The organism is Dorea chungnamensis (genome assembly GCF_039832125.1).
In the GTDB taxonomy this organism is placed as follows: Bacteria; Bacillota; Clostridia; order Lachnospirales; family Lachnospiraceae; genus JAFBIX01.
Genome location: NZ_JBDOHT010000008.1, coordinates 1 through 24160, shown reverse-complemented (window position 1 = coordinate 24160; position 24160 = coordinate 1). Strand labels below are relative to the sequence as shown.

General features: G+C 40.7%; 26 protein-coding genes, 7 tRNA genes and 1 rRNA gene. 5 read left to right on the top strand and 29 right to left on the bottom strand.

Going from position 1 to position 24160, the window contains the following annotated elements; translation table 11 throughout:
• Positions 1 to 19: 19 nt before the first annotated feature.
• From ABE613_RS08565 to ABE613_RS08515, 11 genes are all read right to left on the bottom strand, one after another.
• Complete coding sequence (locus tag ABE613_RS08565) at positions 20 to 739, bottom strand: DUF6382 domain-containing protein (RefSeq protein WP_235233612.1); 720 nt, start codon at positions 737 to 739, stop codon at positions 20 to 22.
• 11 nt (positions 740 to 750) lie between these two features.
• Positions 751 to 1152, bottom strand: a complete 402-nt coding sequence (locus ABE613_RS08560; protein WP_347376155.1) for a TadE family protein — start codon at positions 1150 to 1152, stop codon at positions 751 to 753.
• Positions 1149 to 1586 carry a prepilin peptidase gene (locus tag ABE613_RS08555; protein WP_347376154.1) on the bottom strand — a complete coding sequence of 146 codons (438 nt, stop codon included), beginning with the start codon at positions 1584 to 1586 and terminating at the stop codon, positions 1149 to 1151. The genes ABE613_RS08560 and ABE613_RS08555 overlap by 4 nt, the downstream gene beginning before the upstream one ends.
• Positions 1574 to 2392, bottom strand: a complete 819-nt coding sequence (locus tag ABE613_RS08550; RefSeq protein WP_347376153.1) for a pilus assembly protein — start codon at positions 2390 to 2392, stop codon at positions 1574 to 1576. Before ABE613_RS08550 ends, ABE613_RS08555 begins: the two co-directional genes overlap by 13 nt.
• Positions 2393 to 2482: 90 nt before the next feature.
• Positions 2483 to 3775 (bottom strand): DUF5702 domain-containing protein, encoded by a 1293-nt coding sequence (locus ABE613_RS08545; protein ID WP_347376202.1) that lies wholly within the window; start codon positions 3773 to 3775, stop codon positions 2483 to 2485.
• A gap of 104 nt (positions 3776 to 3879) precedes the next feature.
• Positions 3880 to 4062 (bottom strand): Flp1 family type IVb pilin, encoded by a 183-nt coding sequence (locus ABE613_RS08540; RefSeq protein WP_510182352.1) that lies wholly within the window; start codon positions 4060 to 4062, stop codon positions 3880 to 3882.
• A 20-nt stretch (positions 4063 to 4082) separates the two neighbouring features.
• A complete protein-coding gene (locus ABE613_RS08535) occupies positions 4083 to 5258 on the bottom strand; it encodes a type II secretion system F family protein (protein ID WP_347376152.1) in 1176 nt (391 codons plus the stop codon).
• Positions 5259 to 5287: 29 nt separating this feature from the next.
• Positions 5288 to 6043 (bottom strand): type II secretion system F family protein, encoded by a 756-nt coding sequence (locus ABE613_RS08530; RefSeq protein WP_347376151.1) that lies wholly within the window; start codon positions 6041 to 6043, stop codon positions 5288 to 5290.
• Positions 5970 to 7202 carry a TadA family conjugal transfer-associated ATPase gene (locus tag ABE613_RS08525; RefSeq protein WP_347376150.1) on the bottom strand — a complete coding sequence of 411 codons (1233 nt, stop codon included), beginning with the start codon at positions 7200 to 7202 and terminating at the stop codon, positions 5970 to 5972. Before ABE613_RS08525 ends, ABE613_RS08530 begins: the two co-directional genes overlap by 74 nt.
• Entirely contained in the window at positions 7203 to 8126 is a 924-nt protein-coding gene (locus tag ABE613_RS08520) for a P-loop NTPase family protein (RefSeq protein ID WP_347376149.1), read from the bottom strand. It lies immediately after the preceding gene.
• A gap of 207 nt (positions 8127 to 8333) precedes the next feature.
• Positions 8334 to 8543 carry a pro-sigmaK processing inhibitor BofA family protein gene (locus ABE613_RS08515; RefSeq protein WP_235233601.1) on the bottom strand — a complete coding sequence of 70 codons (210 nt, stop codon included), beginning with the start codon at positions 8541 to 8543 and terminating at the stop codon, positions 8334 to 8336.
• Positions 8544 to 8660: 117 nt separating this feature from the next.
• On the opposite strand from ABE613_RS08515, the gene ABE613_RS08510 reads away from it, so the two are divergent.
• The gene (locus ABE613_RS08510; RefSeq protein ID WP_235233600.1) at positions 8661 to 8897 is read left to right on the top strand and encodes a YaaL family protein; all 237 of its coding nucleotides are present in this window, start codon (positions 8661 to 8663) and stop codon (positions 8895 to 8897) included.
• A gap of 103 nt (positions 8898 to 9000) precedes the next feature.
• Here the strand turns inward: ABE613_RS08510 and ABE613_RS08505 are convergent, their stop codons facing one another.
• From ABE613_RS08505 to ABE613_RS08480, 6 genes are all read right to left on the bottom strand, one after another.
• A complete protein-coding gene (locus tag ABE613_RS08505; RefSeq protein WP_235233599.1) occupies positions 9001 to 9489 on the bottom strand; it encodes a deoxycytidylate deaminase in 489 nt (162 codons plus the stop codon).
• Between the two features lie 22 nt (positions 9490 to 9511).
• Positions 9512 to 10141: a uracil phosphoribosyltransferase gene (gene upp / locus ABE613_RS08500; protein ID WP_235233598.1), complete on the bottom strand. Its 630-nt coding sequence runs from the start codon at positions 10139 to 10141 to the stop codon at positions 9512 to 9514.
• Positions 10142 to 10170: 29 nt separating this feature from the next.
• Positions 10171 to 11232: an L-threonylcarbamoyladenylate synthase gene (locus ABE613_RS08495; protein WP_347376148.1), complete on the bottom strand. Its 1062-nt coding sequence runs from the start codon at positions 11230 to 11232 to the stop codon at positions 10171 to 10173.
• 61 nt (positions 11233 to 11293) lie between these two features.
• Entirely contained in the window at positions 11294 to 11974 is a 681-nt protein-coding gene (locus ABE613_RS08490) for an N-acetylmuramoyl-L-alanine amidase family protein (RefSeq protein WP_347376147.1), read from the bottom strand.
• A 63-nt stretch (positions 11975 to 12037) separates the two neighbouring features.
• A complete protein-coding gene (locus ABE613_RS08485; protein WP_347376146.1) occupies positions 12038 to 13954 on the bottom strand; it encodes a glycosyl hydrolase family 18 protein in 1917 nt (638 codons plus the stop codon).
• A 101-nt stretch (positions 13955 to 14055) separates the two neighbouring features.
• Positions 14056 to 14268: a hypothetical protein gene (locus tag ABE613_RS08480; protein ID WP_235233592.1), complete on the bottom strand. Its 213-nt coding sequence runs from the start codon at positions 14266 to 14268 to the stop codon at positions 14056 to 14058.
• 423 nt (positions 14269 to 14691) lie between these two features.
• Between ABE613_RS08480 and ABE613_RS08475 the strand changes: the two genes are divergently transcribed.
• The gene (locus tag ABE613_RS08475) at positions 14692 to 15438 is read left to right on the top strand and encodes an adaptor protein MecA (protein ID WP_235233591.1); all 747 of its coding nucleotides are present in this window, start codon (positions 14692 to 14694) and stop codon (positions 15436 to 15438) included.
• 55 nt (positions 15439 to 15493) lie between these two features.
• Here ABE613_RS08475 and ABE613_RS08470 read toward each other — a convergent pair whose 3' ends face one another.
• Together ABE613_RS08470 and ABE613_RS08465 are read right to left on the bottom strand one after the other, a co-directional pair.
• On the bottom strand, positions 15494 to 15706 hold the full coding sequence (locus ABE613_RS08470; protein WP_235233590.1) for a DUF1858 domain-containing protein: 213 nt from the start codon (positions 15704 to 15706) through the stop codon (positions 15494 to 15496).
• Between the two features lie 425 nt (positions 15707 to 16131).
• Positions 16132 to 17034 (bottom strand): C40 family peptidase, encoded by a 903-nt coding sequence (locus tag ABE613_RS08465; protein ID WP_235233589.1) that lies wholly within the window; start codon positions 17032 to 17034, stop codon positions 16132 to 16134.
• Between the two features lie 271 nt (positions 17035 to 17305).
• On the opposite strand from ABE613_RS08465, the gene ABE613_RS08460 reads away from it, so the two are divergent.
• The 3 genes from ABE613_RS08460 to rbr all read left to right on the top strand — a co-directional run bounded on the left by ABE613_RS08460 (position 17306) and on the right by rbr (position 19016).
• Positions 17306 to 17719 (top strand): Fur family transcriptional regulator, encoded by a 414-nt coding sequence (locus ABE613_RS08460; RefSeq protein ID WP_347376145.1) that lies wholly within the window; start codon positions 17306 to 17308, stop codon positions 17717 to 17719.
• A 97-nt stretch (positions 17720 to 17816) separates the two neighbouring features.
• The gene (locus tag ABE613_RS08455; RefSeq protein ID WP_235234222.1) at positions 17817 to 18359 is read left to right on the top strand and encodes an NADH peroxidase; all 543 of its coding nucleotides are present in this window, start codon (positions 17817 to 17819) and stop codon (positions 18357 to 18359) included.
• A 120-nt stretch (positions 18360 to 18479) separates the two neighbouring features.
• Positions 18480 to 19016 (top strand): rubrerythrin, encoded by a 537-nt coding sequence (gene rbr / locus ABE613_RS08450; protein WP_347376144.1) that lies wholly within the window; start codon positions 18480 to 18482, stop codon positions 19014 to 19016.
• Between the two features lie 55 nt (positions 19017 to 19071).
• Here the strand turns inward: rbr and ABE613_RS08445 are convergent, their stop codons facing one another.
• The 10 genes from ABE613_RS08445 to ABE613_RS08400 all read right to left on the bottom strand — a co-directional run.
• The gene (locus ABE613_RS08445; RefSeq protein ID WP_347376143.1) at positions 19072 to 20232 is read right to left on the bottom strand and encodes an AI-2E family transporter; all 1161 of its coding nucleotides are present in this window, start codon (positions 20230 to 20232) and stop codon (positions 19072 to 19074) included.
• A 12-nt stretch (positions 20233 to 20244) separates the two neighbouring features.
• On the bottom strand, positions 20245 to 22776 hold the full coding sequence (locus tag ABE613_RS08440; protein ID WP_347376201.1) for a cation-translocating P-type ATPase: 2532 nt from the start codon (positions 22774 to 22776) through the stop codon (positions 20245 to 20247).
• A 248-nt stretch (positions 22777 to 23024) separates the two neighbouring features.
• A tRNA-Lys gene (locus ABE613_RS08435) sits at positions 23025 to 23097 on the bottom strand.
• 22 nt (positions 23098 to 23119) lie between these two features.
• Positions 23120 to 23192, bottom strand: a tRNA-Phe gene (locus tag ABE613_RS08430).
• A gap of 21 nt (positions 23193 to 23213) precedes the next feature.
• Positions 23214 to 23287 (bottom strand) — tRNA-Met (locus ABE613_RS08425).
• A gap of 29 nt (positions 23288 to 23316) precedes the next feature.
• Positions 23317 to 23389 (bottom strand) — tRNA-Thr (locus ABE613_RS08420).
• Positions 23390 to 23489: 100 nt separating this feature from the next.
• Positions 23490 to 23571: transfer RNA gene (locus ABE613_RS08415), tRNA-Tyr, on the bottom strand.
• 13 nt (positions 23572 to 23584) lie between these two features.
• A tRNA-Val gene (locus ABE613_RS08410) sits at positions 23585 to 23657 on the bottom strand.
• A gap of 35 nt (positions 23658 to 23692) precedes the next feature.
• Positions 23693 to 23766 (bottom strand) — tRNA-Asp (locus ABE613_RS08405).
• A 64-nt stretch (positions 23767 to 23830) separates the two neighbouring features.
• Positions 23831 to 24160 (bottom strand): 23S ribosomal RNA (locus tag ABE613_RS08400); the annotation flags it as partial.

The window sequence follows — 24160 nt, the reverse complement described above, 5'->3', positions numbered from 1 at the left end:
AATATATTTACTGCGTAAATCACAATTCCTCTTCTTCGATATGCAAGCCATCCCAATCTCCCCACTTTGGTTTTTTATGACGATTCAGAAAACGTTTCACCGGTGTCCACAAGTTCTCTGTTTCTCTCATAATGGAGCTTCCAAGTTCTTGTTCTGTAATCCAGTCATGCTCTGCTGTATCATACTCTATCATCGCTTTCTCCCTCTCCCCTGTAGATTTTTCTTCCGTTTCCGGGCTGTGAATACACTCTGCCGTGAGCTTCTCCAGACTGTAATTCTCTTCCATCGTTCCTTTGTGTAACAAGAATACTAATCGGACACATTCCGCATCCTGATAGTCTGCCTGCTTTACAAAATATTCTGTCAGCGTGTGCAATGCCTCCCACAGATCCTGCCTTGCCAATGGATAATAGCAGAAAAAGAAGCTTCCTTCTTCGTAAAACAGATATTCTGGATCTAACAGGATACAATGTATATTCAGAAGATATGTCTCAACTTCTTTTAATACTGCATTAAGATCTGCGAGAAAGTTTTTAATATCTTCTGCTCTTATTTTGCTTCTTTCAAACATGGCTTTCATGGATATTTTTCCGCTGACGTCATAATCATAGCAACTACATCCGTTAACTCCTCTGCCTCCCATCTTCAATATTCCATTTAGATGGTTGACTTTCAACATCTGCATCTGATAATCTTCCTGATATCGTATCGGTTCTTCTATGGTAATCTTACGTTCCATCTTTCTTACTCCTATCTTTGCTTCATTCTTCTCAGCTTCCGGATATATCGCTCCGGCTCTGTAACCTTTGCACTTTCCATTACGGATATCTTCATATAGTTATGGGAAGCATTCGCTCTGACTATAATCTCTTCCTCTGTCACCGTAACCGTAGTTTGAAAGCTTCCAAACAGAATACATTTATTCTTTGTCCGTTGAAAAAAGAGGGATTCTAACTCTCCCTCTGATATACCATCCTTTTCTCTTGCCTTTGTACTTCCTGCCACTGCAGTTTCATACGCCGCCCCTGCCAGGATGTTCTTATCATGATAATAGAACACCGCCAGAATACACACCATGATCAAGAACAGAATCATAGGCATGAGAAATGACATCTCTACCGTCATGCTTCCCTGCAATCTCTTCATCTTCATCCCTTCACACCTCCTGCCAGCACCTGCAGCAGATATCCAATCGCCAGAAAAGGGAAGAACGGAATGGATTGCTTCCGGGACATTTTCTTCCTTGCAAGGAAAAACACAGATGCCAGCGAAAGTATGAAAAACGCGCCTGCAAGAACTTCCATAAGCTTCCATATTCCAAGGAAAATCCCCAGAATCAATATTGCCCAGCTATCGCCATATCCAATACCTTCACAGGTAACTTTACTGATATATAAGAACACGCCGCCTACGGCTGCACCTCCTGCAATCAGCCAGGGATCCATCTGTCCAATCATAATCTGATAGATGACAGCTGCAAGATTCGTCAACAACAGTATCTCAGCTGGTATTTTACGGAAATAAATATCCGACACCGACAGACATACCAGGATCATCTGACAAACCATCTGACTCAATGTCCACATCTGGAACATGCCCCCTTTCCTACTGCTTCAGATATCGGAACCGCATAGACCGTTCTCTTCAGTCCGCTGCATGACAGCGAACTATGATACCGGTCTCCTGTATCCGTAATATACACACCATCTCCTCCATTCCTCATACAATGTTCGCACGCATAATACTTTCCACCATCTGCATTTCGCATAGAAGATATGTCCGACGTCTGCACCATATGAATCGATAGATCCAGATGTGTACAATGATAATCTTTATGATAGACAAGCCCTGTCTCTGTGATATACACCGTCTCATCATCTTCCGATCCAAATCCTGCTTTTTCATATCCTGTCCACGCCTTGATCCGCATACTTTCCTGATACTTGACAGGGGCTACACCGAATAATGGAATCGGTAAACGTACTTTATAACAAACTTTCAGTTCACCAATTCCTGTTCTGGAAGACATTCTGGACTCAGAGCAATCGATTCCACTACTTCCTCCTTCTACAATACTCCTTTCCAGACGCTCGGCACCGACTGCATGGATAATATTACTTTCCAGACGGGACGGCATCAATATGGTAATCGGATACGCTTCTTTTGCTGCCTGCTTCCCTGCATATTGCAGACCACATCGAATAGATGTCTGAATAACCATAATCTCCATCAGATACAGAAGACTTACCACCGCCAAAAAGAAGAGTGGAACTGCCATTGCTGCCTCCAATGTGATACTCCCGGCAACAGAAGTTCTTTTAGAGGCAGATGCAGATGCCCTCCCAGAAAAATGGGAATAGATAGATTGTGAGGGGAGTATTGTTCTATTCATGGTACGAATCCTTCTCCTTTCTTCATATTTTATAAAACCCTTTTTCATGGGAAATTTGCTTGACAACTGAGAGGGCATCTGTATCTGCCTCTACTGGTAACCATAATAAGTCTTATATTGATAAGTAATTCCTCTGCGTAATCTGCTGGTCGTCTTTATCTCCATTCTGCTGACACAAAGATCTGCACGAAAATACGTCTGCCCATACATCTTCTGCATGTTCTGTTCTATGATCCCCAATGCTCTTTCTGCAACGGTCTCTTTGTTCTTCAGAAAAAGTATCATTCGCAGATACTCCCGATAATCCAGGCCATCTGCTACATCCTGCCCTTCACTTTTGTCTTCTTCTGTTCCAAGCTTTAGTAAACCTGCAAGCTGCAATTGCCAGCTTTCTTTTGACTTTGTCATAGGCACTCGATTGCCACTTAATAATGTTCTAAGATCCATAATCGTTTCTCCGTATGACCATGCCAGAAGAATCCCCTGTGCTGCAGCTTCCGTTATTGCCGGAACAGCTAATAAGGAACATAATGTTGCTGCCATCGCCTCTGCTTCCGCCTTCATCTCGCTGTCCGTCTGAATGTAGATATAATTAGGGACAAAACGCAATGCCATCAACCGCCTCACCACTGCTTCCAGATTCTCCCGGTCACTGTTCTTCCCGGCAAAGACATATTCCAGTTCATAATCCAGAACTCCGGTATGCTCTGTATTGGTAAACATCGAAAAATGTTCTAACAGGTATTCTCCAAAAAGCAGCGTTGATAACGTTCCCTCCCCATCTTCCACATCCGAAAATGTCCCATACCCCCTGTTCTGTTCCCGTAATGACAGCATAATGCCTTCATCTACTTGCTTTTCCGATATGATCTGCTCCTTTGGGAGCACCAGCTCTAATATTGGTGACTGTTTCAGCTGACCAACATAAGTAATGGGATTCTCTTCTTCTGGTAATTCTCCATTACTGTCAGCCAGCAGACCTTCCAGATACTGTTGTTGCTCCTGTTCTTCTTCCATATAAGTATCGGCTCTTTCCTCTTGCTGTTTCCATATGGAAGACAACCCCGTCTTGTCTTTCCATGCATCGATTCCATATTTCTGCTCCATATAGGATGCCACCTGTCTGCAAAAAGAACTACATCCAGAGTCTGTCAGGAACTGTATTCTCTCCATCTGATGTTCCATGCTTCCTGCACCATAGAAATCCATCCGATCCCATAGATTCTGTTCCGCATATTGTCCTGTCTCATAACTGGCATCTAATGCAAAGATATCGTATTCTTCTAATAATTCTTTCTGATATTCCGCAAACACACATTCCATTGCACGATTTACATCCGCTCTTTGGTAGTTTTTTGCCATCTGGATAGATGCACTTTCCATAATGCTGCACACAAAGGTGACCAGAAGAATAAAAATCAAGCTTAAGTACGCAGTCACCTCTGCACGGCAGAATTTACAGTCGTATCTGAATATCATATGTATGATCAGATACCTGAACTTTCGCTGACAATTTTCTGAAAAATATTCTGTACCAGACTGGTTAACTGGGATTTGAATATAATGACCAATCCAATCAAGACAACCAATATCAAGATCACTTCCACCACTCCGATTCCATCTTCTTCCCTTAACTTCTCTCGTATATACCACAATCTCCACATATACATCCTCCTTCCTACTCCGTAAACTATATCTGCAAGGACATAAATGCTGGCACAATTACTATGATCAAAACCACTGCCAGCATTAAGAACATGGGGAATAATAACTTCGTCCCTGCTTCCTCACCCAGTTTTTTTGCACGAGCTTTCCGCTCTTCAAATGCCTGAATGGATTCTAATTTTAGCATCTGTGTCAAACCTTTCATTCCTTTTCTCAGGTTCTGAGACAATAATGCTCCAAATCTTACGTACACTTGTACATTGCAGCGTCTCCCAAAGTTCTCATAGCTTTCTGCTTCTGTCACACCACTCTCCATCTCGTAACATGTCTTTTTCATTTCTTCGTATGCATAACGCGATCCCCAGATTGGTTTCTGTTGCTCATAATCCTCCACCACCTTTTTCCATGCTCTTTTTACTGTCATCCCCGCCCCGAGAAACAAGGTGATCTTATTCATAATCTCCGGGTAATCCAACATCATCTGCTGTTGTCTCTGCTCCGATTCTTTTGCCTGATTCTGTCTCTGAAGGGCACAGAGTAGACCTCCGATCAACAGCCCCATTAGCATAATCACGACTCCTCGCTGGTCCATCCTTTTATAATAGGTGACAGCTTGTCCTCCTATTCGGGATGGCAGAGATAGTATTTTGTCTTCTCGTTGTCTCTCTTCCTGCTTTTGCAATTCTTCTTTCATCTCTTTCGAATTCTCTTCCTCTTTGGTCAATGCTGCTGGACAGACCTTGACTACACATTGGTACAGCGCCTGCTCTTTTTCATCCTCTCGATAGGTAAGAACTGCACTCAATTTGACCAGTGTCTCTTCCTTTAATGCCTCTTTTTGTATCTCTCCTTTGACATTCATAACATCATAGCGATCCAGTTCCCAGGAGATATCCACCGGTTCATCCGGCACTTCTGCCAACAAGTTCAGATTCTTCTCCACATGATCCAGGCTTTTATTTTCTGCGAGGATCAATGATTCCATTCTGCGAATCACTCTTGCAAATAGTTCCTGTACCTCTTCGGAAGAATAGTTTTGTTCTGATATCTCAAGCTCTACCGGGATTTTCTCCGATTCATTTTCCAACTTCACATCAAAACTTTCGATTTTGCTTCCTTTGCCATAAGAATTTCTTGTTATATGCTCTTCCATCGGTGTCATCGAAGAAAGGTAATCCACAAGAAAAATCAGACCTCCCAATAGCAGAACGCCTCCTGGCACCAATATCTTTAGACTTCGATCCTTATGATCCTTAACCCAAGATAGTATGCGGCCAAATAGATGACCAGACATATTGTCATCACTCCAATCCCCAATATATTTCCGTACAGGCATTCCATAAATTCAGGAAAACTTAACGACATATATCCGATAATTGCATAAGGCACCACCGACATTACCCGGAACTCATATCTTTTTGAAGCTAATATGGTATCTATCTCCCTCTTTACATCAATTTTATCTCCAATCTGATTTGCAGTATTTTGTATAATAGCAATCATATTACCACCACTTTTCTTTGCCGCCACAAATACAGTCACAAAGTTTCTGACATCCTCTGTCGGTGCCCTCTGCGATAATTCTTCTAATATCTGTTCCATAGGAACATGTACCCGCAGCTGTCTTACAATCATCTGAAGTTCCTTCGATATTCTTGCTTCTTCCGGATAGATCTTCTTTAATTCCTTCTGTGCCTCCCGAAACGCATTTTCCACAGAATAGCCTATATTCATCGCAGAAGACACTGCCAGTATTGCTTCTTTAAATTGTAGCTGGAATTCCTTTTCTTTCTGATACGCCTGTTCTTGTACCAACCTCCAGAAGTTCCATCCACCCACCGGTGCCAGAAGGAAGACAGCCCAGAGGGAACGGTAGAAAAGCCATGCGGTTATTCCTGTAATTGCAATAGATTTAATCGTAATCCATGAATATTCTCTCTTTGTGATATCCTGCTGCCAACAATTTTTCGGTATGTGTAATCTCATGGATCTTCCTCCATTCTCCCTGAATCCGTCCTTCTTTTTCACCAGTTTCTTCATATTGATACAATGTCTGAAGCTGAATCTCTCCTCCTATATAACCAAGTACCTCGGTTACTTCCAATACTTTTCTGCTTTTGTCACGAAGCCTGCCCAGATGCACGATTACATCCACACCAGATGCAATCTGACGCTGGATAGCCGGAAGTGGTAATTCCATTCCCATAAGGACCATGGTCTCTAACCTGCTTAACATATCTTTGGGACTGTTCGCATGTCCGGTACTCAGACTTCCGTCATGCCCTGTATTCATAGCCTGCAGCATATCAATGGCTTCTGCCGAGCGTACTTCCCCCACGATTAACCTGTCAGGTCTCATTCGCAAGGCTGACTTAATCAAGTCCCGGATCGTTACTGCCCCTGATCCTTCGACATTGGCATTCCTGGCCTCCAGCCTCACCAGATTAGGCACATCCTGAATCTGTAATTCAGCATTGTCCTCAATGGTTATGATTCTCTCTGTTTTTGGAATAGATTGCGATAATGCATTTAAGAAAGTGGTCTTCCCTGATCCGGTTCCTCCACTTATGAATATGTTATATCCGGCAGCCACTAATGTGGCAAGAAATGCCGATACTTCTCTACTGATTGATTCCCATGCAATCAATTGCTTCATGGTAATCGCTTCTTTAGAAAACTTACGAATTGTTACAATTGGTCCGTCAATCGCAATGGGCGGCAGAACGATATTCACCCGGGATCCATCCAATAGCCTTGCATCCACAATGGGGGATGCTTCATTAACCAGCCGGTTAGATCCTGCCGCAATCTGCTGAACGACATCCTCTAACTTCTCTCGCGATACAAACCGCTTATCCGACTGATAGATTCTTCCATCTTTTTCAAAAAAGATGTTCTGGGTTCCATTGATCATGATCTCCGTAATATCTTCATCCTCCAGGAATTCCTGGAGAATATTTAATTTGCGGAATGCATTGAATAATTCTCTTCCCAGGAAAGACTTCTCAGCAAGGGAAAGATACTCTTGTGCGGATACTTCTTGCAGCACCCTATAGATTAGCTGCGTCAGTTCTTCATCTTCCATCTCCCTTGTCATATCCATCTCTTCCAGAATCCTGGCGTGAAGCTGTTCTGCCTGTATCATCTATCTCTTCAGCTCCTTCTTCACTATCTTGCGCCGAACATCATCATATCCAAGCAGATGAAGTTCTTCTTCAAACTGTTGTAGCTTTGCTTTTGCCTGTACATCTTCTGTCTTCGGAACCGGGATATAGATCTCTGTACATATTCTCAACAGACCGTAGACTTCTCTTATTCCTTCATCAATATCCAGAATTATCACATCATAGATACTTTGTTCCGTGATCTGTCGAAGTAGATCACACCATTCTTCCAGAGAGACGGCTTTGATATCTTCTGATACTCTGACCGGCAGAAGATAATCTAAGGCTCCCAGATGCTGCACCAGTGTAGTAAGCATAAATCCCAGATTCTTACTCTCCTGCCTGGAATAATAAAGCACATCCGCCAGAGTCTTTTCTTCTTCTGGAAAATATCCTCCGATTCCACCGTAGAGTTCCAGATTCAGATACAATACATTCTCTGATATGGCCATCTCTTTTCCAAGCTCCAGACAATAAGAGGTCTTCCCAATTCGATGGACAGGCGAAAAGATTCCTATGATTTTTGTCCTTCTGGTTTTCACCGTTCGAAGAAAGAATTCTCCAGTCTCATTTTCTTCACTGCATCGGTCAATGACTTCTGCCAAAATCGATTCCCCAGATTGATACTTGTACACCTTCACTTCATTAGGACCAACTTCTGTCTGTTCGGATTCTGCAAGAACAAAGACCGTTCCTGCCTGAATCTTACTCCGTTCTTCTCTTGAAAATCTTCCGCCGATCAACATAATATCAATGGGAGTATCCTGCTGAATCGCCCACACCTGCATAAGACTGTTGCACACCTGTACTTGAAAAGCAAATTCCTTTTTCTTCATCAGAAATGCGGCAAAAGCAGCTGCATACTTCTCTTCCTGGTCGCAGATCACCAGACTTCTGCTACTCACATAATATCCCTCCTCTTACAGTTCTTTTGTCTTACTAACTGTTCCTTGAACATCTGCCGAAATGGCATAGAATAACTTGAATAACACGAATCTATAGAATGAAATCATCAGATACAAGTCACGGGATGTAACTTGTAGGACGATTATAACCTACACCTTCCGCTTTGTCCATCCCGTTTTTAGAACTTCTCAAACTTTGTGCATTATTCACAGAATTTGATAAAAAGTAATTCCATAAAGGAGTGCAACCCCAGGCGTACCAAGGATTCCAGATGTCAATACAGTGACAGGATTTAATCCTACCTGCGCAGGAATTCCCTGAGAGGTCAGAAATTCATTTACAAAAAATATGATTGCGCTTCCCACGATCGCCCGAACAATAAACGGAATCAAAAAATGTGAGTGCTGTTCTGACATACAATTCCTCCCAAACAACTTTTCTATTATTATATATTCGTCCAACACGTATTTTATTCTCATTATTTGTCTATACTAGAAAAAAGAGGATTTCTTATCTGATTACGGAGGTTGATTATGCACTTATTTGAACGTAAGAATACTGCAGAAGAGGATATCTACAAACGACTGTCCTTTGACCCACAAGCCGATACTTTGATGGAAGAGATTGCACAGACACGCCAGGAATTGGAAGATGCTTACAACCATTTTCAGAATGCTTCCGATCCCGATCTCATCGATGCTTACATTTATAGTGGAAATGCTGCGTGGATGCGCTATCGTTTTCTGCTGCGGCAGGCCAAGATCATCTAACATCTAATCTATAGCTCTATCTGGCAGCATCTTCTTCTCAATGCATACAAAAGGAGTGGAAAATGGTATCTTCTCCATTTTCCACTCCTTTTTTTGATAAATATTACAATCGAATCGTAATCTCTCTGTCACTTCTGTGATACTGATGATAATTGACGCCCGCTGCATCAAACATTCTCATAGATGCCTGTACTGCCGTCGAATTCTCATACTTATTGCTGTCGTAGATGACTTCCTTGATTCCACTCTGTATAATCGCCTTCGCACATTCATTACATGGGAACAGCGATACATATAACTTGGCTCCTTCCAGACTTCCTCCGCGATAATTCAGAATCGCATTCAACTCACTGTGAACGGTATATACATATTTCGTATCCAAAGGATCTTCCCCTTCACGATTCCACGGAAATACATCATCTGAACATCCCTTTGGCAATCCATTATATCCCATGGACAGAATCTTATTATCCTGACTTACGATACAGCATCCCACCTGCGTATTGGGATCTTTGGAGCGCATACCTGAGAGCATGGCAACCCCCATAAAATATTCATCCCAGCTAATATAATCTTTTCTTTTATTTCCCATAGCACATTCCTCCTGCGCCATCTTATTTTGTTCCGAAAATCCGATCTCCTGCATCTCCAAGTCCCGGAACAATGTATTTGTGATCGTTCAGATGATCATCCAATGCTCCAATATATATATCTACATCCGGATGTTCCTCCTGCATTCTCTTTACACCTTCCGGTGCTGCGATAATACACATGAAGCGGATATATTTTACACCCTTATCCTTCAACATCTGAATCGCTGCAACACTGGAACCGCCTGTTGCCAGCATCGGATCTACTACAAAGACTTCTCTTTCATCGCAATCTGATGGCAATTTACAATAGTATTCCACTGGTTCATATGTCTCAGGATCACGATACAGTCCAATATGTCCTACTTTTGCTGCCGGTATCATACTCAGCATGCCATCTACCATTCCAAGCCCAGCTCTTAAGATTGGTACTACTGCCAGCTTCTTTCCACTTAATTCCTTTCCAACCGTCTCACAGATCGGCGTCTTAATCTTTACATCCTGTAATTTCAGATCCCTCGTAGCTTCATAACACATTAAAGACGCAATTTCCCCTACGATTTCACGGAATTCCTTGGAACCAACTTCTTCTCTGCGGATGTAACTGATTTTGTGCTGAATCAATGGATGATCCATAATCTGTACCTTAGACATTTTCTTTTCCTCCTCATATGATTTATATGTTACGTGTCACTTTCCATGTGAATGACATGATGTCCTGCTGCCTTCAGGAGGCGATTCATAATCGCACTTCCGATTCCTGCTGTGGCAAATGCTTCACTATAGATATAATCTACTCCGTCATTGTCAAATTCTCTTAATATTCCATATAAATGACTGGCAATCGTTGCTTCGTTCTCTCTGGTGCCAATACTTTTCACATCTCCGGCCACATATTGTCCTATCGTCTCTTCGGTGCCAATAATACCTACTTTGCATCCGGCTTCCATCTTCTCTTTTGTCAGACGGTTAATCTCCTCTACGACTTCCTGAATTGCTCCTTCTACAATGGTAAGCTCTGCCTTCGGTGCATAATGTCGATACTTCATCCCCGGAGCCTTTGGAGCCTTCTTACTGTCTGGATTGATCAGAGTCTTGTCCACAGATACTTCGCCAATTAATTCTTCCAGCATCTCTCTGGTAATCGCTCCTGGACGAAGAATCATTGGAGGTGTGACAGTCATATCCAAAATCGTAGATTCAACACCAATATCTACCATTCCTCCGTCTACAATCATATCAATCTTTCCGTTCATGTCCTCTTCCACATGCTGCGCAGTTGTAGGACTTGGCCGCCCGGAAGTATTGGCGCTCGGGGCTGCAATATAACCTCCTCCAGCCTCAATGACTTCTCTTGCAATCTCATGACTCGGCATGCGCACTGCTACCGTATCCAGTCCTCCGGTTGTTCCAAGGGGGACAGCTTCACTTTTATCAAATATCATAGTCAACGGCCCTGGCCAATATGCATCGGCAACCACTTTCGCCGCAGCCGGAATTGATGTCGTAATCTTATCCAAAGCTTCCATATTTGCAATATGCACGATCAAAGGATTATCAGATGGCCGCCCTTTCGCTGCATAGATCTTTTTCGCTGCATCCTCATTCAATGCATCTGCTCCCAGCCCATATACCGTCTCCGTTGGAAATGCCACCAGACCGCCTTCTTTTAAGATGCGGCCGGCTTCTGCTATAATATCTGTATCCTTTTGAGTTTTATCAATCTTCTTTATAATTGTCTTCACGATATTCCTCGTTTTCTATGTCTGTATACTTCTATTGCTTTCCTGAACAGTATACTACACTCTAGTCGGTAAGACAAGTTTCGATTCCCTGTACAATTGCCTGTGCAAGCTGTTGTTGATACTCTTCATTTACAAGTTTTTCTGCTTCTTCAGGATTGCTCAGGAAACCGCATTCCACAATAATGGTCGGTACCTCCGTTCTTTTTAACAGATAATAAGTAGAATCGGCTTTTGCCTGTCTGTGATTCTCTTCATCTACTTCCAATAATGCTTTCTGCATTACTTTCGCTGCTTCCTCTCCTTCCTGAGAATGCGTATAATAGAATACTTGTGCCCCATGGATACTCTCGTCCTGATAACTGTTCTGATGGATACTGACAGTAAGTCGTGGCGCTGTATCGTTGATCAGCTGAACCCTCGCTTTCATATCCTGCACTTTTTGATTTGTTGCACCTGGTTCTGCCAATGTAGAATCATCTTCTCTGGTCATGATTACTTTGATCTTCTTTTCCTCCAGTAATGTTTTCACTTTTTTCGCAATCTGAAGATTAATCTCTTTCTCTTTCGCTCCATTTACGCCAATTTTACCGGGGTCATTTCCGCCATGCCCTGAATCAATTACCACAATATCTTCTTGCTGTTCAACCTTTTCACTGGATACATATTGCTCCAATCTTCTACTGGCGACAATCAATCCAACCAACAACAACAGTAATAAGACAAATTCAACTTTTCTATACAAAAAAATACCTCCCGACAGTCTCTATATCTAACTATATGACTTCAAGAGGTATTTTAATCTTATTTAATTGACATATTTCAAAATCAGATTCCAGACTTCTGAACTTTCCTGTCCCAAAGCCCATGCAGCTGTTCCTGCAAGCTTATTATCTTTCATGAGTTTCAATTTTGGTTCAATAGACTGTTCATCCTCTAGCCAGATCTCATAAGTTGTGTTTTCTACTGTCCAGGTTGCATAATTCTGCTGTGTCTCTTCGTCCCAGGTAATCTCTGCACCAGCTTCTGCTACCTTTGCCTGAGCGCTGGCCATATCCAGAGCCTGACTGGTGACATTCATCGTATATTCAGCCTGATCTGTTCCTTCCTGTTCTTTCAACTCTTCGTCTGTCTTCGGAGTTTCTTCCCACAATCTTGTAAAGAATGGAATTCCACTGATAATCTTTTCTGCCGGAACTTCTTTTAATGTCTCTTCTATTCCTTCTTTTACAAAATTATATGAGGATACAGATCCAGCCTCCGGTGAGCCGGAAAAATGTTCATCATAACCCATGATTACAACATAATCTGCTACAATTCCCTGCTCTTTACGGTCATACTGCATATTATAGCCTTTTGGAACATAATTATCCACAGACAATACGATTCCATTCTGCCTACATCTTACAGATAGTTCACGGATAAACTGAATATAATGTTCTCCGCATTCTTCTGAAATCTTCTCAAAATCCACATTAATTCCATCAATTCCCACTCGCAACGCTTCAGATATTAACTGATTGATCAGATTCTCACGCTTAGAAGTATAACTTAGGACTTCATACGACTCTTCATAAGAGCTGATTCCTCCATCAAAATCACGCACCGCTGCCCACACTTCTATGTTGGATTGATGTGCATAATTAACATAATCTGCGGATGCAATGGAATCAAGATTACCGTCCGTATCCGATACATGGAACCATGTCGGCGCAATTGTCGTCAGACCCTTACTCTCTGCAATTCGCTGCAGCACGGTGCTGTTCGCATCACTGTTGGTCACGTTGTGCCATGCCATGTTTATCGTATAATCCTTGGTTATGCTACTGAACTCCTGCTCTTCAAAATCTCGGGAAATCGTTTTCGTCTCCTCTTTCTTCAGGGCATTATTCTTCACATATCCGATAAATCCATCTTTGGTACGGACTTTCTTCCAGTTTTCTTCACTTTCAATGATGGTAACTTCATCCTTTTTATTGAGTTCTGTCAATACCGGGCTCTTTACACCACCTTGATAACGGACCTGGGTGTCTCGTTTTACAGTTGCCACTGTCGTCTCTCCCCAGTCACTGATTATCATTACCCGGCTTGGATCATCATATAACTCATACTCAATATTCGTATATTGTTGTACAAAATCTAATGCGATATAAGCTGTGCTTCCTTCAGTTTTCAGAATGACGTAGTCTTCACTTTTCTTTTCTTTGGAAACGCTATAATCCTTGCTGCCTACTTCCACACTGACCATATCGTTCGGAAGCGTATACAAGAGAACATTTTCATTAGGATCCCAGTAAAACCGGCTGTTGATATAATTTCTTACAACGTCATACTGGACATAAACTTTTCCGTCTGATACCATGCCATGAGGTTCTACCACCTGATTATCAACAGTAATCGCTACCTGCCCTTCCTGTTCTATCCCATAATATTTATTCAAATCATATTTTTCCTTCGTCGGGCTGTATCTTTTCCATACAAATGCTGCTATAACTGCCAATACTGCTAATATGATTACTAAAGACATCTTGATGATAAGATTCCTTCTTCTTCTCCGCTTTGACTGTTTTCTTCTGGCCGGTGATTTTTTAATTCCTGGTCTGCCTGACTGGGGTCTTCTGGATTCCTGAACCCGCCGTCTTCTGACATTGTCTCTTTGAGGCTGCCGTCTCCTGGGCTCCTGGCCTCCTGATGCTACACGGCTTCTTCTTTCTCTATCTTCCATACTGTACCTCCTATTAGCCTCTATTATAGCAAAATCAGTGACCCACGTCATTATTTATTTCGACAATTATTTTGCGGGGTATTCGCATTTTACATGATTAATTATTTTTCAATACTGTCGAACCACAATTCCTTAATATCGCCTTTGTCGTTCAGCACATAGTCTCTCATATAAGCAATATCTTCCCGTATCATATGTGCCTGTACAATCTGCATAGGACTTGCCGGTATCCCATTCATTCTAAGATCGACTTTCCTTTTTTCATAACCGGTTAATTCTTTAAACATTCGTTGTAAGTCAACTTCATCCCCCAATTTCTACCCTCCTTTTTATACCAGATGATAACTACGGCTGCGACTGCATATAATATAAAAGGAGATGCCGTGATACAATTCTTTTACATGTCACAGCTATTTAACATAGAAGATAGCTCTGGTCATAGGTCTATATCTCATTGTTCCATGGTAATTTGCCGAAACGGCTGTTTTATGATTGATACTGATTGATTTCTGATGTTTATAGATTCAATGATTCATATGTTTAGAAATGAATTAGAAATAAAATTTGGAAATTCTCCCACCTTTGTTCTAAGAACGTAGTCATCCGGGAAAACTATCTTCTAGTATCGTCATTATATCCGATTCAATTTTTAAACGCAAGCACTTTTTGATTTTATACTTATTTTATTGAACATCTGACATTTTCTATGCTATACTACATTAAAAGGAAGTGATAATATGAAGATTGAAAAACTCAACGACAATCAGATCCGCTGCACTTTGACGCGTGCCGATCTCGCTGCCCGCCATCTTCAGTTAAGCGAACTGGCCTATGGAACCGAAAAAGCTAAATCACTTTTCCGCGATATGATGCAACAAGCAGCCTATGAATTTGGTTTTGAAGCAGATGATATTCCTCTTATGATCGAGGCTATTCCTGCTTCTTCTGATTCTATCGTGCTGATAATTACTAAAGTCGAGGATCCTGAAGAACTCGATACCCGTTTTTCAAAATTTGCACCTTCATCCATCAGCGAATGGGATGCAAAGAAAAAAGATATTTCAAATAAACTGGAAGGTGCAGATACCCTGTTAGATTTACTCGGTAAAATGAAGGAAAAGTTCGGCAGCGCCACTGCGTCAGATACAGATGAAAGTACGGCACCGTCAGAAACTGCAGACACGCACACATCTGAATTGCGGTTATTTTCATTTGCAACAATGGAAGGTGTCCTGAAAGCAGCTCATCTGCTTGACACCATGTACTCTGGTTCTAACACTCTGTATAAAGATCCAGGCGAGAATATATATATTCTTGCCCTGTCACAGTCAGAACACACGACCAGAGATTTCAACCGCATCTGCAATATGCTTTCAGAATATGGAACTTTGGAAGTTTCCTCCGGTGCTACTTTGGCATTTCTGGAAGAGCATTGCGAGATTCTTGTATCTGCCAATGCAGTACAGGAACTATCAAAAATCTGATCATGATAAAAAGAAGCTTTGGAATATCCCTAAGCTTCTTTTTTCATATGCTATATTATGCATTAATTGTTGCGTTGAGTTTCTCAACTAATAAATCAGGATCAATTCCATGTCCCATAGCACCCATCTCGATGGATTCCATCTGTGAATGTGGACATCCGATACATCCCATTCCTGCTTCTACAAGAACGTCAACGATCTTTGGGCATTTCTCATAGTACTGCTCAAGCAGCTCGGCAAATGTCATATCCTTTGTAACCTGTGCCATCATGACACCTCCTTTTCTCTTCAGTGTTTCCATTATAGTCGGTTTTTATCATTGTGTAAACATTTTCAACGAATTTCTTTCTAATATTTGACTTCTTGGATGTCAATATTTTTTTCGTTTTTTTTCGACAAAACATCATTTTTATTATAAGTACACAAAACATCCGTTCTTTTATTTACCCTGAGTAATCCCCAAAATTCTTTGCTTTTTATGTGGATAATGTGGATAATTTTTAAGAAACATCGTTTTTTCCACCTTTTTTGGCTATTTCGATGTGGAAAACTTGGATAAGTCCGTTTTCCATTTTTTTACATTTTTTTACATTTTTGTCTATTTTGTACACTGTCATGACAAACATTTTACATATATAAAAATCCCAGGAATAATCCCAGGATTTTTTGCTTTTTCTTAATATTCTGTATATTCTAAATTAATCTTCTGATTGTTACAATATTTGTGTAAGTGGCCGGCAGAATTCCGATTCCTTTTGCACTGTTGATTGCATTTACAATCTGACCGTTACCCATATAGATTCCTACATGTCCGTCATACAATATAATATCGCCGGGAATTGCCTGATCATAACTGACAGCAGTTCCCACATGTTCCATATCCCATGTTGTACGAGGCAGACTGATTCCAAAATGTGCAAATACTGACTGGACAAATCCAGAACAATCCGCACCATTCGTCAGGCTTGTACCACCCCACACATAAGGATTTCCAATAAACTGACATGCATAATCAACAATTGCCTGTCCCATTCCCGCCTTCGCGGCAGCCTCCTCCTGAGCTCTCGCAGCAGCTTCTTCTGCTTCTTTTGCAAGTCTTGCTTCCTCCTCTTCTCTGGATTCCGCATAAGTAAATACGTCCTCAGGATTCTCTGTCCCGGAATTCTGTATCATATCCTGAGCCTTTTGTTCTGCATTATTTCCTATAATAATGTAGTCAGAATATACATAGCCTGTTACCGTACCTGATTGAACCTTCGTCCACTCTCCGACCGGTCCGATAATCTTAGCTGCATAATCAGGATATAACTTGCCGACCCACTCACTGTCCGTTGTCGGTTCACTTCTTATATATAGAAACGACTGGACATTGGCAAACGCCATATCTAAATACTCACCCTTCTCTGTCGGCACAAGATAATCATCTACTTCGATTTCTTTATCTGCCAGATAGCAATTACTTAGCACTTCTTCAATTCCCACTTGCGGTAATACGTTATCAGTTGCTGTATCTTCAGCATGCACCGTAGCAGGAAATGCTGTAATAGCTCCCGTTATTGTAACTAAGAACAATCCTTTTTTAAGAATAGAATCCATAAACTCCCTCCTTTATGTTTTCTTATCTTTTGTAAATATTACAGAATTGTTACATATGTTACGCAATAATTATATCATCCACAAAAGTTATGTCAAGGCTATTTATCAATATTTTCTTCGTCATATTATACGATGATTTCTTAATAAAATACATTTTTTACCAATTATTTTATTACAAATTGTTACATTTTAAATTTATTCGTTGACAAATGAAATACATTCATATATACTGATTATAATAACAATTATCATTATTGAAAGGAGCGTAAAAATGGCAAACTTAAAATACAGCCGGCAGCGGGCATCTATCAAAGAATATTTGTCACATACCATGGAACATCCAACTGCTGATACTGTATACATGCATATAAAGGAAGAATTTCCCAATATTAGCCTTGGCACTGTATACCGCAATTTAAATCTGTTAGCTGATATGGGCGAAGCCATTAAGATCCCCACTCCTGACGGAGGCGATCGATTCGATGGGCGGACCGAACCTCATTATCATGTTGTATGCCAATCTTGTGGCAACGTTTTTGATCTAGAATTAGATGAAGCACATATTCATTCCATTAATGAACTTGCCAACCAACATTTTGCTGGCACAATCGATTCACATACAATGCTGTTCTACGGAATATGCGGGGAATGTGAGAAACGAAAAAAGGAAAAAAACTTAAAATAACGATTGACATTTATCAATAACTATGGTAAATTAATATCAGTAATAATTACTAATATTAAAAACAATAAAATTTAAATAAGAAAGGGAGATAATTATCATGAAAAAATTTGTATGTACAGTATGTGGTTATGTTTACGAAGGAGAAGCAGCTCCAGAGAAATGTCCAGTATGTGGCGTTCCAGCTGAAAAGTTCAAAGAGCAGACAGGTGAAAGAGAATGGGCTGCAGAGCACGTTGTTGGTGTAGCTAAAGGCGTAAGCGAAGATATCCTTGCTGATTTAAGAGCTAACTTTGAAGGAGAATGCTCTGAAGTTGGTATGTATCTTGCAATGGCTAGAGTTGCTCACAGAGAAGGATATCCAGAAATCGGTCTTTACTGGGAAAAAGCTGCTTACGAAGAAGCTGAGCATGCTGCTAAATTTGCAGAGTTACTTGGTGAAGTTGTAACTGACAGTACAAAGAAGAACCTTGAAATGAGAGTTGACGCTGAGAACGGTGCAACAGCTGGTAAATTTGATCTTGCTAAGAGAGCAAAAGCTGCTAACCTTGACGCTATCCATGATACAGTACACGAGATGGCTAGAGACGAAGCTCGTCACGGCAAAGCATTCGAAGGTCTGTTAAAGAGATACTTTGGCTAAGATATAAAATTTACAACAGAAACTCATTATAAATGAAAAAACCCTACGCTTCGAAGAGTCTACTCGGTTATGTGTAGGGTTTTTTTCCAAAAATAATTAATACATAAAGGAGATTATCATATGTCTAAGTACGCTGGAACAAAAACAGAGAAAAATCTTATGGATGCATTTGCTGGTGAATCAGAAGCACGTAACAAATATACATTCTATGCATCTGCTGCTAAGAAAGCTGGATTCGTTCAGATGGCAAATATCTTTGAAGAAACTGCAAATCAGGAAAAAGAACATGCAAAAATGTGGTTCAAAGAATTCCATGGAATTGGTGATGTAGCTGAAAACCTTGCAGACGCTGCCGCCGGAGAGAATTTCGAATGGACTGATATGTACAAACGTATGGCTGCAGAGGCAAGAGAAGAAGGATTCGATGCACTGGCTGCCAAATTCGAACTTGTTGCAGAGGTAGAAGCTGCACATGAGAAACGTTACAACAAACTTCTTGAAAGCTACAAATCAGGTACAACCTTCAAAGGTGATGCTCCTCTTGGATGGAAATGTGGAAACTGCGGATATATTTACATTGGAGAAGAAGCTCCGGAAGTATGCCCTGTATGTGCTCATCCAAAGGCTTATTTTGAAAGAAAAGTAGAAAATTACTAAAATAAACTGGAGATAGTGGAAAATCATTTCCGCTATCTCCTTTTTTATTGTCATTTTAAATAATATCTGCCGGATCTATCTTGCGTTGCTTTAGTTTTAAGTATACAACTTCCCGGAATAATGCATATACAACTGAAACAATAGGAATAAATATGAGCATTCCTACTACCCCCATAAGACTGCCGCCAATACTGACTGCCGCTAACACCCAGATGGAAGGAAGACCAACAGAACTTCCAACCACATGAGGATAGATCAGATTTCCTTCGATCTGCTGCAATATCAAAAACAATATAATGAATATGAGTGCTTTGATTGGATCTACCATAAATATAAGAAATGCCCCTACAACACACCCTATAAACGCTCCAAAAATAGGAATTAATGCAGTAAATGCAATCACGATTCCTACAAGCAGAGCATATGGCAACCGTAAAATTGACATAGTAATCACAAACATACATCCTAAAATAATTGCTTCTACACATTGTCCCGTCAGAAAGCTGGAAAATGTATTATAAGTCAATGACAGCACTTCTAAAGTTGCTTCTGCTCTTCCTTTTCTCACAAAGGCAAATAACACTTTCTTAGCCTGAATGCTTAATTTTTCCTTCTGTAATAAAATATAGATTGCAAAAACAAAGGCAATAAAGAATGTTGCTATTCCGCTTACTATACTTTTTGCCGCCATAATCGTAGAATCCAGGACACTGCCGGCTCCATTTTTCAAAAAATTGATTCCTGCATTCATAATCTTATTCCAATCAAATTCAAGATGATTTACCCAATTCATAATTTCCTTATTATCATGGAATAAAGTGTCTGCCCATTTCTGAATTTTCGGAATAAACGCCTGTATACTATTTCCCAGATTGGCAAAAGTATTTCCCAATTGAGGAATCAATACAAACATAACCAACACAATAATTCCAATCACACAAAATAATACAATCAGCATACTTAACGGACGTGCAAGCTTCTTTATAACCTTTCTCTTTTCAATCTTATCCTCTGGAAAGAGATGCCTTTGTATAAAATTCATCGGAACATTAAGTACAAATGCAATTGCTCCACCAAGAACAAATGGAAAAATCACATGAAAAATAAATGCCAAAACACTTATGACGACATCATATTTCCAAAAACATGCTATAATAATTGCCGCAAATATAATCAATCCTCTGATCTTCTTAACCGCTTCATCACTTATATTCATATTTTCTCCTTTTTATCTTCGAATCCATTTTAACAACTGAATAACCGGAAGATTCAACAATGCCAAACCATATACTATCAGAAGTTGATAAATATCCAGACTTACCACTTTGAATAATCCTTGTAATCCAGGTATCGTCAATACCCCAGTAATTAATATCAGCCCAATTAAAAATGCTCCTATCAGATAAATATTATTGAAAAATCGTTTTGTGAAGATAACAGGTCTTCCTGACTTACAGTTAAATCCGTGCACTAACCGACTGGTACACAGAGTTCCAAATGCCATTGTGCATGCTAACGCGGTACTGGTTCTATATCCTATTAAAAATCCAATGATAGTCATGATTCCTATACATAGACCTTCTGTTCCTATACTGGTAAGATAATTTTTTGTCAAAATGGATTCGTTCATTGGTCTTGGTTTTTGCTTCATCACTTCTTCTGTATGAGGCTCTAATCCCAATGCGATCGCCGGTAAACTATCTGTAAGAAGATTAATGAACAAAAGATGCACAGGTTCAAATGGCACTGGAAGTCCAGCCAGTGATGCATATAATACTGTCAAGATACCCGCAAAGTTTCCAGACAATAAAAATTGAATGGAATTCTTGATATTCTGATATATATTTCGACCGTTCTCAACAGCTTTCACAATTGTAGCAAAATTATCATCTGTTAATATCATAGCTGCAGCATCTTTTGAAACTTCACTTCCTGTAATTCCCATTGCAACACCAATATTAGCCTGCTTTAATGCCGGTGCATCATTTACGCCATCTCCTGTCATGGCAACAATATTTCCCTTTTCCTGCCATGCCCGAACAATTCGGATTTTATGTTCTGGTGATACTCTGGCATACACAGAAATTCCTTCCACAAAATCCTGAAGCTCCTCATCTGACATATCTTCGATAACTGCTCCCTCACATGCTTCTGCATCATCTTTTAATATTCCGATTCTTTTCGCAATTGCCGCTGCCGTGATCTTATGATCACCAGTAATCATAATCGGCTTGATTCCCGCTTTTATACATTCTTCAACAGCTGCTTTTGATTCTTCTCTCGGAGGATCCATCATCGCTATTAATCCCAGAAATGTCAGCTCATTTTCATCTTCTAATGTCAATTCCTGTTCCATATCTAGTTCTTTATAGGCAAATGCAAGGACTCTCAATCCATCTCTGGAAAACTCCAGATTCTGTAATTCAATTCGCATTCTATCTTCTTCAGATATATCTCTTACAGTATCGCCAATTCTAATATGGTTCATACGGTCAACTAAAACATCTACCGCACCTTTTACAATCATAACTGGCTTATCAGCAAATCTATGCTCTGTAGACATTAACTTTCTATCACTGTCAAATGGAATCTCAGCTATACGCGGATAGCTTTCTCTCACTTTTAGGGCATCTATTCCCAAATTATTTCCAAGATTAATCAGAGCTGTCTCTGTTGGATCTCCAATCTCCTGACCATCTGTATTAGTAGAATCATTACATAAAATGCTATATTGAAGAAGCATCTCCTGATTCTCATGATTCAAATCAATCTTATCTGCAGAGATTCTCTTTTCATCTACATAATAATCTTCAACTGTCATTTTATTCTGAGTCAAAGTACCCGTCTTATCTGAACAAATAACAGAGACACTCCCAAGCCCTTCTACAGCCTGTAGTTTTCTGATTATAGCATGCTCTTTTGCCATCTTTTGTGTTCCAAAAGATAATACGATCGTTACAATAGAACTCAAGGCTTCTGGAATCGCTGCTACCGCAAGTGCCACTGCAAATAGAAATGCATCAACTACAGATCCGCCTCTCATGACATTTAGCCCAAATAATATTGCACAAAATACCAGAATAATAATAGATAATTTTCTTCCGAAATCATCCAGATTTATCTGAAGTGGCGTTCTCTTCTCTGAAGTCGTTTTTAATAAACGTGCAATCTTACCTACTTCCGTCTCCATGCCAATCTCTGTAACTTCATAGGTCGCTCTTCCATAAGTAGCAAAACTTCCGGAGAAAACTTTATTCGTCTGGTCTCCAAGTGCTGCTCCTTCTGGAACTTCATCCAATGACTTTTCAACCGAAAGACTCTCCCCTGTCAATGCGCTCTCATCAACTTTCAGACTTGCGCATTCTAAAAGCTTCCCATCTGCCGGAATACAATCTCCTGCTTCAATAATTACTTCATCCCCCACAGTAACTTCTCTGGATGGAATCTGTATCAACACACCATCTCTGATAACTTTTGCTTCCGGTGCTGACAGCTTTTTAAGACTATTTAAAGATTGCTCTGCTTTTACTGTCTGCACGGTTCCAAGAATGGCATTTATTGTGATTACAACAAAAATAACGATTGCACTTTCTGCATCTCCCAGGAATCCTGACACAATTGCTGCTATAATTAAAATAATTACCAGAAAATCTTTGAATTGCTCCAGAAAGATTTGAAAAACACTCTTTTTCTTTCCTTCCACCAATTCATTAAATCCATATTTCTTTTGATTCTGTTTTGCCTGTTCATTTGTTAACATCATTCAACCTCACTTTCTCGCAATAGAAGAAAAAAGACTCCTATTGCATAAATTAATACTTATGCAATAAAAGTCTCACCATTTCATTACGATACGGATGATTATTCATCGTATTGACGACATCGCAAACGCCGACATATTAATCAACGCCAGTTACTCCCTTTTATTATGAATCAATATACTTGAAAATATACTAATTGTCAAGTAAAAAAAAACTCTTTAAAGATACATTCCTTAAAGAGTTTAACTGAGCGTGCGGGGATTCGAACCCCGGACAACTTGATTAAAAGTCAAGTGCTCTACCACCTGAGCTACACGCCCTTATAATATTTAGTAAATAAAATGCCCAGAGCCGGAATCGAACCAGCGACACGAGGATTTTCAGTCCTCTGCTCTACCGACTGAGCTATCTGGGCGAATGCACATTGCTGTGCGAGTTGCGGGGGCAGGATTTGAACCTACGACCTTCGGGTTATGAGCCCGACGAGCTTCCAGACTGCTCCACCCCGCGATATGAAATTAATGTCTTTTTCAAGACTAAGCCGATGATCGGACTCGAACCGATAACCTGCTGATTACAAATCAGCTGCTCTGCCAATTGAGCCACATCGGCACAAGCCTGATGGCTATAGATGAAAAATTATCACCTAGTGGATGGAGAAGGATTCGAACCGTTTTGGTTTCAGCAAACAGTTGATTCTTTCAACATCTAATGGATGGAGAAGGATTCGAACCTTCGAAGGCGTCGCCAACAGATTTACAGTCTGCCCCCTTTGGCCACTCGGGAATCCATCCAAATTTGTTTAAGTGGGACCAATAGGGCTCGAACCTATGACCCTCTGCTTGTAAGGCAGATGCTCTCCCAGCTGAGCTATGATCCCATATTAAATTCTAATGTCGTATCATTCGATACGGACGACCCAGAAGAGACTCGAACTCTCGACCTCCGCCGTGACAGGGCGGCGCTCTAACCAACTGAGCCACTGGGCCTTGCTAAAGGTATATACCTTCAAAACTGCATACAAGAAATATCATCCATTACCTATCACCTTGCTTGGTCATGCCCTCGACCGATTAGTAGCAGTCAGCTCCATACATTACTGTACTTCCACCTCTGCCCTATCTACCTCGTCGTCTTCAAGGGGTCTTACTACTTTCGTAGGGATATCTCATCTTGAGGGGGGCTTCACGCTTAGATGCCTTCAGCGTTTATCCCGTCCCGGCTTGGCTACTCTGCCATGAACCTGGTGGTTCAACAGATACACCAGCGGCCAGTCCATCCCGGTCCTCTCGTACTAAGGACAGCTCCTCTCAAATATCCTACGCCCACGCCGGATAGGGACCGAACTGTCTCACGACGTTCTGAACCCAGCTCGCGTACCGC